Origin of the sequence: Gordonia araii NBRC 100433, assembly GCF_000241265.1 — a bacterium.
Classification (GTDB): domain Bacteria; phylum Actinomycetota; class Actinomycetes; order Mycobacteriales; family Mycobacteriaceae; genus Gordonia; species Gordonia araii.
The window spans coordinates 132,414-144,854 of the sequence record NZ_BAEE01000056.1; the positions used below are offsets into that span (position 1 = coordinate 132,414).

Below are 12,441 nucleotides of genomic sequence, written 5' to 3' on the forward strand. Positions count from 1 at the left end.
TAACGATGACGACTAACGGCCTGCGCGCACGGGCATCGATGACGGTCCGGGGCGCCGTAATCGCCACCACCGACCGCCTCGCCGGTGCCGGGATGCCCTCGGCGCTGGCGATCGGCGCCACCCCGGCGGAGATCGCCGCCGAGGTCGCTGCCTCGCGGTTCCTCGTCGACGGCCGGTTCGCCAACGCGGATCCACCGTCGCCGATGAAAGGGAATCCGGCGTCGGCGCTGACCGACATGATCCGCCGACCGGGCCGGCCCACCGGCCGGATCATGGTCAGCACCCCGGACTTCGCCCGCGCGTCGCGCGACCTCGCCGTCACCTGGCTGGGACACGCGACCGCCCTGGTCGAGATCGACGGTGCCCGGGTCCTGACCGATCCGGTCTTCTCCCGGCGCTGCTCGCCGTCGCAGCTGGTCGGCCCCGCGCGCATGCATCCGGTGCCGTGCGATGTCGACGAACTGCCTCCCGTGGACGTGGTGCTGATCAGCCACGACCACTACGACCATCTCGACACGGCGACCGTCACCGAACTCGCGCGCGTGCACCCGGCCGCGGTGTTCGTCGCTCCGATCGGCGTCGGCGCCCACCTGCGGGCCTGGGGTATCCCCGCCGAGCGCATTCGCACGGCGCAGTGGCACGACGAGATCCGGGTGACCGGCGCGCACGGCAGCACGATCAGCTTCGTCCCCGTGCCCGCCAGGCATTTCTCCGGCCGCGGGCTCGACCGCGATCTGACGATGTGGGCCAGCTGGGCGATGATCGGCCCGCGCCACCGCGCGTTCTTCTCCGGCGACACCGGGTTCACCGAGTCCTACGAGGACGTGGGTGCCGCGCACGGCCCGTTCCAGCTGACGCTGATCGCGATCGGCGCCTACGACCCGCTGTGGCCCGACATCCACGCGAACCCCGAAGAGGCGCTCACCATCCACCGCATGCTGACCCGCGGCACCGACGCGCTGCTCGTGCCCATTCATTGGGGTACGTTCAACCTCGCGCGACACACGTGGGGCGAGCCCGCCGCGCGGCTGACGCACGCCGCGCAGGGGTCGCCCGGTCAGGCACCGGTCGACATCGTGATCCCCCAACCCGGGGGCGAGCTGGACGTCATCGATCGCACCGGCACCGCCACGGTCGCGCCGGACTGGTGGAAGGAGTCGGCGTGACCGTCGAAGCGCCCGAGAAGACCGACCCGGTCGACCCCGCCCGCGGGTTGACCGCGGCGCAGGTCGCCCAACGCGTGGCCGCCGGCCAGGCGAACGTGTCCGCGGACAAGACCGGCCGCACGGTCGGGCAGATCGTCCGGGCCAACGTGTTCACCCGCATCAATGCGATGCTGGGCGTCCTGTTCTTCCTGGTGATGCTCACAGGTTCGCTCAAGAACGGGCTCTTCGGCCTGATCATCATCGCCAACAGCGGGATCGGCATCATCCAGGAGGTCCGCGCCAAGCGAACCCTCGACCGGCTGTCCATCGTCGGGCAGGCGACGCCGACGGTGCGCCGCGACGGGGTGGCCGTGCAGGTGGCGCCCGAAGACGTGGTGCTCGACGACATCATCGAACTCGGGCCGGGCGACCAGATCGTGGTCGACGGCGAAACCGTCGAATCCGCGTCGCTCGACGTCGACGAGTCGCTGCTCACCGGTGAGGCCGACCCGGTCGACAAGGCGCCCGGCGACCAGATCCTGTCCGGCAGCTTCGTCGTCGCGGGCTCGGGCACGTATCGGGCCACCAAGGTCGGCGCGGAAGCCTACGCGGCGAAACTGGCGGCCGAGGCGTCGAAGTTCACCCTGGTCGACTCCGAGCTGCGCAACGGCATCAACAAGATCCTGCAGGTGATCACCTGGCTGCTGATCCCGGCCGGGATCCTCACGATCATCAACCAGCTGTTCATCGCCGGCGACGGGTCACTCGACTGGGACTCGCTCAAACCGGGGATTCTCGGCATGGTCGCGGCGCTGGTGCCGATGATTCCGGAGGGACTCGTGCTGATGACCTCGATCGCGTTCGCGGTCGGAGTCATCCGTCTGGGCCAGCGCCAATGCCTGGTCAACGAGCTGCCGGCGATCGAGGGCCTGGCCCGCGTGAACATCGTCTGCGCCGACAAGACGGGCACGCTGACCGAAAACGGCATGCGGCTCTCGGAGATCGAGCCGGTCGCCGGTTCCGGCTCCGGGGTCGGGGAGGAGCAGATCCACGCCGTGCTCGCGGCGCTCGCCGCCAACGACCCGCGCCCCAACGCGAGCATCGAGGCCATCGGCGAGGCCTACCCGGATGCGCCGAATTGGCAGACGACCGCGATCCAGCCGTTCTCGTCGGCCCTCAAATGGAGCGGCATGTCGTTCGCCGACGCATCGGGCGCAGACGCGGGCAACTGGCTGATCGGCGCCCCCGACATCCTGCTCGACCCCGCCAGCGACATCTCCGCGCGCGCGACGGCGATCGGCGAGACCGGCCTGCGCGTCCTGCTGCTGGCGCAGGCGTCGGAGGCCGTCGACACCCCGGACGTGCAGGAACGGATGACCCCGGTCGCCCTGGTCGTCCTCGAGCAGCGGGTGCGTCCCGACGCCAAGGACACGCTGGAGTACTTCGCGCGCCAAGACGTCGACGTCAAGGTCATCTCCGGTGACAACGCCCGGTCCGTCGGTGCGGTCGCCGCGTCCCTCGGGCTCGGCTCGGTGGACAACGCGGTGGACGGCCGCGCACTGCCCGGCGACAAGAACGAGCTCGCCGAGGTGGTCACCGACGGCTCGGTGTTCGGCCGGATCCGGCCCGATCAGAAACGCTCGATGGTCAAGGCGCTGCAATCGCGGCACAACACCGTCGCGATGACCGGCGACGGCGTCAACGACGTCCTGGCGCTCAAGGACGCCGACATCGGCGTCGCGATGGGGTCGGGAAGCTCGGCGGCCCGGTCGGTGGCCCAGATCGTCCTGCTGGACAACAAGTTCGCCACCCTGCCGTACGTCGTCGGCGAAGGCCGGCGCGTCATCGGCAACATCGAGCGCGTCGCGAACCTGTTCCTCACCAAGACCGTGTACGCGGTGCTGCTGGCGCTGCTCGTCGGCATCGCCGGGGTGGCGGGCAAGCTCTTCGGCTTCGAATCGCTGGCCTACCCGTTCCAGCCGATCCACATCACCATCTCGGCGTGGTTCACCATCGGCGTCCCGGCCTTCGTGCTCTCGCTCGCACCCAACAACGAACGCGCCCGAACGGGCTTCGTGAAACGCGTCCTGACCCACGCCGTGCCCAACGGCATCATCGTCGGACTGGTCACCTTCATCACCTTCGTGCTGGTCAACCCGGGCGGCCATCAGGGACCGCGCCTCGGCGAGAAGATCGACGTACTGCCGCCCGACGTGGTGCAGGCGTCCACCGCGACGCTGATCGCGCTCATCGCCACCGCCTTCTACGTGCTGGTGGTCGTCGCACGGCCGTACAACTGGTGGAAGCTGCTGCTGCTCGTCGTGTCGGCGCTCGCGTACGTGATCATCTTCTTCTGGCCGCGGGGCGGATGGTTCGACCCCCAGCAGTGGTTCAACCTCGACTCGTCGAACTGGGGCAACATCTCCGTCGCACTGGTGTTGGCCCTGATCGGCATGGTCGCCATCGAGGTCGTCAACCGGGTGCTGCCGCGGTTCGTCCCGGAAGACGCGCCGGCTCCCGAGCCCGAGCACGATCCCGCGGTCGCCGGCTAGGGCACGGTCGGCGGGAAACTGGGCACGGTCGGCGGGAAGCTGGGCACGGTCGGCGGGAAGCTGGGCACGGTCGGCGGAAATCAGGGCACGGTCGGCGCGGCCGCCTTCGGGTGGCGCCGGTAGGCCGACACCGACGGCTCGCCGTCGACCCAGAACCGCCACGGCTCGTCGGCCGCCAGGCGCACGCCCACTCGCGGTCCGCTGCGGATCCGTTCCGGGTCGACCGGATCGTCGCCCGGCCGGTGCAGCGCGACCGGAGCCGGGTCCAGCAGATCGGTGCCGAGATCGTCGATCGTGATGCCCAGCGCTCGCGTGAGGTTGCCCGGGCCGCGCGCCAGCGCATCGTCGTCGGCGGCATTCGGGCGCCGCGAACGCGCCTCGCCGAACCCGTCGACCACGCGCCCGGCGCGGATGAGGACCGCCGACGCCTGCTCGGTCGGCCCGGTGACGACGTTCGCGCAGTGATGCCCGTGGATGCGGTAGACGTACAGCCGCCACGGCGGCCCGTACATGATCTCCGATCGGGGGGTGCGCGTGAACGCGTGCGACGCCGGATCGTTGACCCCGTCGTAGGCCTCGACTTCGGTGATCGCCACGGTGACCCCGTGGCCGACGAGATGGGCGCCCAAGAGTTCGCGGGCGCGCACCGTGACAGTAGGGTTGGCTCTCATGGCGAAGACGAGTGACTCCGTGAATGTCGACATGCCGGTCGAGGAGGCCTGGGAGCACGCCTCGGATCTGTCCCGGTACTCCGAGTGGCTCACCCTGCACGACGGCTGGCGCAGTGAGCTACCCGCCTCCGATGAACTGGCCAAGGGGGTGAAGGTCGCCTCGGTCATCAAGCTTAAGGGAGCGCGCGTCCGGTTCAACTGGACGGTCGAGAAGTACGACCCGCCCAACGAGGTTCGACTCAAGGGCGATGGCAAAGGCGGAGTGAAGGCGAAGCTGGACTTGTCGATCAAGCCCAACGGCGACGGTTCGACGGTAACCTTCCAGGTCGACTTGGGTGGACTGCCGCTCATCGGCCCGGCGGGCAAGGCGGCCGCACTGGCCACCAAGAAGGACCTGCACGCGTCGCTGGAGAACTTTCGCAACGTCTTCGGCGGGGCGAAGGCCTGATCACACTGCGAAGGGGACAAGGCGATGCCTAGCCATGGATCAACGGCCGACGACGATTTCGGCTTCGAGCACAAGGACACCAGCAAGCCGGGACGTGGCGGTCTCCTCTGGGGTCTGGCCGCGGTGCTGGTCGTTCTCGCGCTCGTCGGCGGTTTCGTCGTGCTGCGCGGCGACTCGCTGCTGTGCCGGGCCAAGCCCGTCACGGTCGTCGCCGACGCCGCCCTCGCCGGCCCGCTGAAAGAGATCGCCCAGACCACCGGGCGCTGCTACGAGTTCACCGTCACGCCGGTGGCCGGCCCCGACGTTCCCGCGCAGGTGACCAAGGGCGAGGGCGCGCCCGATCTGTGGGTGGCGGATTCGTCGTCGCAGGTCCGACGGGTCGCGAAGCAGATCCGGCGCCAATTCGACAACGTCGCCGATTCGATCGCGCGCAGCCCCGTGGTCGTTGCGGGTCAGCAGGTTCCACCGCTGAAGAGCTGGGTCGACGTGATGAAGCTGCCGAACCTTCGCATGGGGTCGCCGATCGACACCACGATCGGCGACGCGCCGATCATCGGCGCACTCGCCGAGGTCGACTCCGGCGCCCTCGACCAGAAGCAGCTCATCGACGCGATGACCGTCCTGGCCGTACAGCAGAACAACGTTCGCGGGGTGAAGGAGGCCGAGGGTACCCGCCTGAACATCGCCAACACGACTCCCGATGTTCCGGTGATGACCACCGAACAGCAATTCTCCTACTTCGTCGCGACCCACCAGGGTTCGGCTCTCAAGGCGGCGGTCCCCGAGGACGGAACGGTGATGCTCGACTACCCGCTGGTCAACGTCGCCGGAGCCGACCGGAGCGCGGATGCCGCCAAGGCCGGGCAGGCGCTCGTCGAGGCGGTCAACTCCGACGCGGGGAAACAGGCCCTCGCCCGTGCGTTTCTGCGCGACGCGCAAGGGGCGCCCCTCACAGGTGAAGGAGCCGCGGCCGGCGTCGGCCAGGTGAAGCTGCTGACCCTCAAGGATCCGGCGCAGATCGATCGCGCCCTGCGTCAATGGCAGGTGCTGGCGGTCCCGATCCGGACGCTCGTCGTCGAAGACGTCTCCGGCTCGATGGTGTACCGAGCCGGATCGGGCACGCGTGCCGATCTCCTGCGTGAAGCATCGATCGCGGGTCTGCGGCTCTTTCCCAACAACGCCGAGGTCGGCGCGTGGATATTCAGCATCGACCGGGGCGGACCGGGAGTCGACTACGACGAGCGGGCGCCGATCAGACCGCTCGGCGCCCGGACCGCGGACGGGCGGACCCATCGCGACTTCCTCACCGACGAGGTGAAGCGGGCGATGTCCGACGTCGGCGGCGGGACCGGGCTGTACGATACGACGCTGGCGGCGTTCAAAAAAGTGCAAAGCACCTATAACCCGAACTTCTCCAACTCGGTCATCATCATGACCGATGGTGAGAACGAAGACCCGAACAGTATTAGCCTCGATCAATTGCTGGCCGAGATTAAGCGAATGGAAGATCCGGCCAGGCCGGTGCTCATCCTGACGATCGGCATCTCGGACAGCGCAGACGCCAAGGCGCTCAAAGCGATTGCCGACGCGACCGGGGGAACGTCGTATACGGCGAAGACCCCCGCCGACATCAGAGCGGTGTTCGTGAATGCGATTGCCGCACGTGTGGAGGCGGCTGGTAAGTAGTAGGTAAGCACGGGCGACGTCGCCCGTGGTTAACGCTCCCGTAGCTCAGGGGATAGAGCACGGCTCTCCTAAAGCCGGTGTCGTAGGTTCGAATCCTACCGGGAGCACAGTGAAGTTTTTTTCTGGCGGCTTCTGCGCGGAAATACCAGGTCATCGACGCCGTCGTTTAACCCGTCCCGGGTGAAAATGGTCGTTGATTCTCGCAAGGGTTACGGGGAACCGTCAGCGGCGTTAGGGTAGTTCTGGCTAACGAAGAAGCGGCTTATTCGAGTCAATCCGCCGATTCGGGCTGCGATTGCGCTGCGAGGTCGGCGCTGCTGTAGCAAGCTAAGGAAAGGCATGGATCAGTCGTGCCATGGAGACAAGGAGTTCACGGAGTGAAACCCGTAGGGAAGAAGTCAGGACCCGTGGCCCTGCGCCGCTTGGCCCTTGGCGTAGTGGCCGCCGCAGGCACACTGATGCTTGTTGCGCCACAGGCTTCGGCCGCACCGCAGGACGATGCGCGCGAAGCTATCGACAAAGTCGCCGGACAGATCGAAAGCGGCGAAGCCGACCGTGGTCAACTGAACACCGGTCTCGGTGACAAGGAAGGCGAAGTCACCTCCGCTGGCGACGGCTACGAACAGAAGTACAGCGGCGGCGGGATCTACTGGTCTGAGAAGACCGGTGCGCATTTCCTGTACGGCGCGATCAACGAGAAGTTCGGTGCAGAAGGCGGTCCCGCGGGCAACCTGGGCTTCCCGAAGGCCAGCGAAGGTGTCGCTCAGGCACCGGAAGGCGCTCGCGTCGCCGAGTTCGCCGCCGAGGACAACCCGAAGATCTACTGGACTCCGCAGACGGGTGCATGGGTCGTCCGCGGTCCGTTCGCCGCTGCGCTCGGAGATCCTCAGATCGCCGGCGCGCTCGGCCTTCCGACCGGTGATGCCGTCGTAAACGGCGACATCGTCACGCAGAAGTTCGCCAACGGCGAGCTGTCCTTCGACGCCAAGACCGGCAAGTGGATCAACGTGCCGAACCTCCCGGGCCTCCCGGACCTCGGCGCCAAGCTGGACGGTTTGAAGTGGCCGGCGATCAGCCTGCCCGGTTGGCCGAAGATCAACCTGCCCGGTTTGCCCAACGTGAACGTGCCGGACATCAACGCTCCTAAGGTCGATCTACCGGACGTCAACGCTCCGAACGTCGGCCTGCCGGACGCCCCGAAGGGCTTCAACTGGTGGTGGCTGCTCATTCCGCTGCTGATCGTCGGCGGTCTGCTGCTGCTCGGCTGGCTGTGGCGCCTGCTCACCGGCCGCGGTAAGGGCGGCAACGTTTCCGGTCCGAACCTGAAGGCTCCGAACGTTGACGGCGCTGTCGGTGCCGTCAAGGGCGCGGGCGGCAAGGTCGCTGCCGGCGCCGCTGGTGCCGCGGGTGCTGCCGGAGCCGCTGCCGCGGCTGCCGGCGGCAAGATCAAGGGTGCCGCCGAGGACGCCGTGGGCGCTGCGGAGCGTGCCGGTGACCGCGTCAAGGATGGCGTCGAAGGCGCCTACGACAAGGTGAAGGGCGGCGTCGAAGGTGCCGCCGACAAGGCGGGCGATGCGGCTGGCTCCGCCGGCGACAAGGTCTCCGGACTGGTCGGCGACGCCACCGGCAAGGGTGGCGCTGCCGCTGCCGGCGCTGCTGCGGCAGCCGGTGCTGCCGGAACCTGGGTGCGCGACGGCAAAACCGTCCCGCTGCCCAAGGGCGCTCACCTGCCGCTGCCCGGCGACGCGGAGCCCAAGGGCTTCCCGATCAAGGGCAACGCAGACTCGGGTCTGTACCACACCCCCGCATCGCGCGCGTACGCCGCGACGGTCGCGGAGATCTGGTTCGCCACCGAGTCCGACGCCGAAGCTGCCGGATTCAAGAAGTTCGAGTAGCGACGCAACATCGCCGCGGCCCGGTACCCGATATGGGTGCCGGGCCGCGGTGCTTCGCGGGCCGCAGCCGTCGGCCGTGCCCTACGGTGGGTGCGTGAAACACGAGAGGCCGGTCGAACTCCTGGTGATCGGAGTGGGACCGGGAGACCCGAAACAGATCACCGTCGAAGCGATCGAGGCGATGGGCCGGCTCGACGCCGTGGTCCTCCTCGACAAAGGCGAGTCGACGGACTCGATGCGCCGGCTGCGCACCGAGCTGCTCGACCGCTACGCCCCCGGTTGCGCGGTCCTCACCGTGTCCGACCCGCCCCGGGACCGGCGGCCGGCCGACTACGGCGCCGAGGTGCGCCGCTGGCACGACGCGCGCGTCGAGGCCATTGCCGCGGTCCTGCCGCGGTCCGGCGCGGTCGGGTTCCTCGTGTGGGGGGATCCGTCGCTCTACGACAGCACCTTGCGGATCGTGGACGCCCTGCGGCGGTTGCCCGGACGCGACGTCGCGGTGACGGTCATCCCCGGCGTGACCAGTGCGTCGGCGCTCACCGCCGCCCACGCGATCACCGCCAACCGGATCGGCGAGCCGGTCCACATCACCACCGGGCGCCGGCTGCCGGACACGCCGGAAGCGGTGCGGGGCAATCAGATCGTCATGCTCGACGGCCACGAGGCGTTCCGGACCGCCGCCCGTCCCGGCGACGAGATCTACTGGGCTGCGAACCTCGGCACCGACGACGAGGTACTCATCGCCGGCCCGGTCGACGAGGTGGCCGAGGCCATCGGCGAGGCCCGCGCGGACCTGAAGCGCAGGGTCGGGTGGGCGATGGACATCTATCTGTTGCGCTCACCAGACGCCCCGTAGCGCGGAGAGCACGTCGTCGGCGATTTCGGTCCGGCAGATCACGAAGTCGGGCATGTAGGGGATGCGCTGGTTGTAGACGATCTCCGACCCGTCGAGGCGACTGCAGTGCAATCCGGCGGCCGCGCACACGCCGACCGGGGCACAGTTGTCCCATTCGTACTGCCCGCCCGCGTGCACGTAGGCGTCGACGTCGCCGCGCACCACCGCCATGGCCTTGGCTCCCGCCGATCCGATCGAGACGCGCTGCAGACCAAGGGCGTTGGCGACGTGGGCGGCCTCGTAGCTGCCGCCGAAGCGGGACACGGCGATCCGGTGCGTCAGCGGTCCGCCGACGCCCTCGATGTCGTCGGAGCGGAAAAGCTCTCCGCGAGCCGGAATGGCGACGGCCGCTGCCGTGGGCCGGCCGTCGACCGTGAGCGCGACGTGTACCGCCCAGTCGTCGGTGCCGTGGCGGAACTCGCTCGTGCCGTCGAGCGGGTCGATGATCCAGACGCGATCGTTGGTCGCGCGGTCGCCGACGTCCTCGGCCTCCTCGGACAGCACGGCGTCGTGGGGCCGGCGGCGGCGCAGCGCCGCACCGATCCACGCCTGGGCGAGCTGGTCGCCGGCATTGCCCGCCAGTGCGCCGTCGAGCAGACCGCCGTGCCTCACCCCGAGGAGGATCCGGCCGGCGCCTTCGGCGATCCGGGCGGCCAGCTCGCCGTCGGACAGCCCCGAATCCGGCCCGCTCGCCGATGCTCCCCGCGCAGGTATAGAACTCACCCTCCCACTAGAGCACACTGGGGACATGGTCGAGCGGAGCGAGGGGGAGCTGATGGTGGTGCGGAGCGAGGGGGGTGCCTGATGCCCGAGTTGCCAGAGGTCACGGCGATCGCGAACTTTCTCGACGAACGCACCGCCGGTCTGCCGATCCGGCGGGTCGACATCGCCTCGCTCGCGGTTCTCAAGACGGCCGATCCGCCGTACACCGCACTGGCCGGCCGCACGGTGACCAGCGTCGGACGGATCGGCAAGTATCTCGTCATCACCACCGCGTCCGCCGACGACTCCGAACCCCTGCATCTGGTCATCCACCTGTCCCGGGCCGGGTGGGTGCGCTGGAGCGAGAACCTGTCGCCGAAGCCGCCGCGTCCCGGCGGCAAAGGCCCGATCGCCGTGCGCGTCCACTGCGGTCTGCCCGGCGAGGGGTTCGACGTCACCGAGGCGGGCACGCAGAAGCGCCTCGCCGTGTGGGTGGTGACCGATCCGCTCGACGTCGAGCGGATCGCCGGACTCGGCCCCGACGCGCTGTCGCTGGGCCGCGACGAATTGGCGCAGATCCTGGCCGGCAGCACCGCGCGCATCAAGAACCTGCTCACCGACCAGCGCGTGATCGCCGGCATCGGCAACGCCTATTCCGACGAGATCCTGCACCGTGCGCGGCTGTCTCCGTTCGCCACGTCGAAGGGGCTGTCCGACGATCAGATCGACGCGCTCTACGAATCGATCGGTGCGATCTTGCGCGATGCGGCGCAGCGGCTGGAGGGCCCGGGCGGCGTGTCGACGATGAAAGCCGAGAAGCGCTCGGGTCTGCAGGTCCATGCCCGGACCGGTCTCCCGTGCCCGGTGTGCGGGGACACCGTGGCAGAGGTGTCCTTCGCCGATCGCTCGTTCCAGTACTGCCCGACCTGCCAGACGGGCGGCAAGAAGCTCGCGGATCGCCGGATGTCGCGGCTGCTCAAGTGATCTCGGGTGCGTCCGCGCTGGGCATCGCGGCGCGGTGGCAATAGGGTTGTCGGCGTGAGCAAACGCGAGAAGATTCTGATCACCGGTGCCAGTTCCGGCCTGGGCGAGGGCATGGCCCGCTCGTTCGCGAAGCAGGGCCGCGCGCTCGGCCTCTGCGCCCGGCGCGTCGACCGTCTCACCGCCCTGGCCGACGAGCTGCGCGGCCAGGCGTCGCAGGTGGTGACCGCGGCCCTCGACGTCACCGACTTCGATTCCGTGCCGACGGTGTTCCGCGCCGTACGCGACGAGCTGGGCGGTCTCGACCGGGTGATCGTCAACGCGGGGCTGGGCAAGGGCGCGCCGATCGGAACCGGGAAGGCTCACGCGAACCTGGAGACCGTGCAGACCAACCTGACCGGTGCGCTGGCCCAGGCCGAGGCGGCCCTGGAGATCTTCCGCGAGCAGAACTCGGGGCACCTGGTGCTGATCAGCTCGGTGAGTGCGAACCGCGGTCTGCCCAAGGCGCAGGCCGCGTACTCGGCATCGAAGGCCGGGGTCACCGCGCTGGGCCAGGGATTGCAGGCGGAGTTCGCCGGCAAGCCGATCACCATCACGATCATCGAGCCCGGCTATATCGAGACCGACATCAACCGGGGCGTGAAGACCCGGCTGATGGCGTCGACCGACGACGGCGTCGCCGCCATGGTGGATGCGATCGAGGCGGAGAAGGCCCACGCCGCGGTGCCGCGCTGGCCGTGGGAGCCGCTCTCGGCGGCGCTGCGCCATCTGCCGGAGCCGGTTTCGCGCCGACTCGTCTGATCTCCCGGGCGCTGCTCAGCCCGCGGGCGGCGGGCTGCTCGGCGGCCGGCCGTCGGCGGTCCACGCCACCGGGCGGCTCTTGTAGTCGAAGGCCGGATCGCTGCCGGTGTTGGCCCAGTAGACGACGGCGCGGACCTGCTGACCCTTGTCCACCACGGCGAGCAGGCAGGTCGCGTAGGACTCGCCGCGCTTCATCGTCCGCGGCGGGGTACGAGTCTCGCAGCCGGGCGACTCGCCGGTCGCCCGGATCGTGAGTGCCGGTGTGCGTCCGTCGACGCTGCCGGCGAGGCCGATGATGTCGGGTGCCGGTGCCGGTCGGTCGGCCAGCGACATCACGGTCACGTACACGAAGTAGCCCGCCCCGTCGTTGACCCGTGAATCCGGCAATGTTCCCGCGCGCCGGACGCCGGTGACGGCGTAGGCGGCCAGCGCCGGCTGTCCCGACTGCTGGTGGAAGGTGGCCGCCGGCAGCAGTGCGGCCGCACCGAAGGCGAGTCGATGACCGGGCGGCGTGCGGGCGGTGATGTCGGTCGGCAGGGCGATCGTGGCCGACGTCATGACCTCGGGGCCGGGATCGTCGAGATCGTCGCCGGCGCACGAGGCGGTGGCGATCACGGTCGAGGTCGCGACGAGGGCGGTGAGGAGCCGGCCGGGAAGACGCACGC

Annotated in this window: 11 protein-coding genes and 1 tRNA gene; 9 read left to right on the forward strand and 3 right to left on the reverse strand. The window is 69.3% G+C overall.

All coding sequences use genetic code 11. The annotated features are described in order from the left end of the window. Positions 1–5: 5 nt before the first annotated feature. Both GOARA_RS11095 and GOARA_RS11100 read left to right on the forward strand, forming a co-directional pair. A complete protein-coding gene (locus tag GOARA_RS11095; RefSeq protein WP_007322464.1) occupies positions 6–1,166 on the forward strand; it encodes an MBL fold metallo-hydrolase in 1,161 nt (386 codons plus the stop codon). Then, on the forward strand, positions 1,163–3,697 hold the full coding sequence (locus tag GOARA_RS11100) for an HAD-IC family P-type ATPase (RefSeq protein WP_007322465.1): 2,535 nt from the start codon (positions 1,163–1,165) through the stop codon (positions 3,695–3,697). Before GOARA_RS11095 ends, GOARA_RS11100 begins: the two co-directional genes overlap by 4 nt. An 80-nt stretch (positions 3,698–3,777) precedes the next feature. Here GOARA_RS11100 and GOARA_RS11105 read toward each other — a convergent pair whose 3' ends face one another. Further along, the gene (locus GOARA_RS11105) at positions 3,778–4,368 is read right to left on the reverse strand and encodes a DNA-3-methyladenine glycosylase (RefSeq protein ID WP_007322466.1); all 591 of its coding nucleotides are present in this window, start codon (positions 4,366–4,368) and stop codon (positions 3,778–3,780) included. Here GOARA_RS11105 and GOARA_RS11110 point away from each other — a divergent pair. The 5 genes from GOARA_RS11110 (at position 4,367) to cobF (ending at position 9,253) form a co-directional block, all read left to right on the forward strand. After that, complete coding sequence (locus GOARA_RS11110; protein WP_007322467.1) at positions 4,367–4,816, forward strand: type II toxin-antitoxin system Rv0910 family toxin; 450 nt, start codon at positions 4,367–4,369, stop codon at positions 4,814–4,816. The two genes, GOARA_RS11105 and GOARA_RS11110, sit on opposite strands and share 2 nt — an antisense overlap. Positions 4,817–4,840: 24 nt before the next feature. Continuing rightward, positions 4,841–6,502: a VWA domain-containing protein gene (locus GOARA_RS11115; protein ID WP_007322468.1), complete on the forward strand. Its 1,662-nt coding sequence runs from the start codon at positions 4,841–4,843 to the stop codon at positions 6,500–6,502. A 34-nt stretch (positions 6,503–6,536) separates the two neighbouring features. Further along, positions 6,537–6,609 (forward strand) — tRNA-Arg (locus tag GOARA_RS11120). 351 nt (positions 6,610–6,960) lie between these two features. Next, the gene (locus GOARA_RS11125; protein WP_138947656.1) at positions 6,961–8,397 is read left to right on the forward strand and encodes an LGFP repeat-containing protein; all 1,437 of its coding nucleotides are present in this window, start codon (positions 6,961–6,963) and stop codon (positions 8,395–8,397) included. A 94-nt stretch (positions 8,398–8,491) separates the two neighbouring features. Next, entirely contained in the window at positions 8,492–9,253 is a 762-nt protein-coding gene (cobF, locus tag GOARA_RS20230) for a precorrin-6A synthase (deacetylating) (RefSeq protein WP_040522877.1), read from the forward strand. Here the strand turns inward: cobF and GOARA_RS11135 are convergent. Then, positions 9,236–10,042: a 3'(2'),5'-bisphosphate nucleotidase CysQ gene (locus GOARA_RS11135; protein ID WP_083834853.1), complete on the reverse strand. Its 807-nt coding sequence runs from the start codon at positions 10,040–10,042 to the stop codon at positions 9,236–9,238. The genes cobF and GOARA_RS11135 overlap by 18 nt on opposite strands. A 54-nt stretch (positions 10,043–10,096) precedes the next feature. Between GOARA_RS11135 and GOARA_RS11140 the strand changes: the two genes are divergently transcribed. Beyond that, positions 10,097–10,978: an Fpg/Nei family DNA glycosylase gene (locus GOARA_RS11140; protein WP_007322472.1), complete on the forward strand. Its 882-nt coding sequence runs from the start codon at positions 10,097–10,099 to the stop codon at positions 10,976–10,978. Between the two features lie 54 nt (positions 10,979–11,032). Further along, on the forward strand, positions 11,033–11,776 hold the full coding sequence (locus GOARA_RS11145) for an SDR family oxidoreductase (protein ID WP_007322473.1): 744 nt from the start codon (positions 11,033–11,035) through the stop codon (positions 11,774–11,776). Between the two features lie 15 nt (positions 11,777–11,791). Here the strand turns inward: GOARA_RS11145 and GOARA_RS11150 are convergent, their stop codons facing one another. Further along, positions 11,792–12,439 (reverse strand): hypothetical protein, encoded by a 648-nt coding sequence (locus GOARA_RS11150; protein ID WP_007322474.1) that lies wholly within the window; start codon positions 12,437–12,439, stop codon positions 11,792–11,794. Positions 12,440–12,441: the final 2 nt, after the last annotated feature.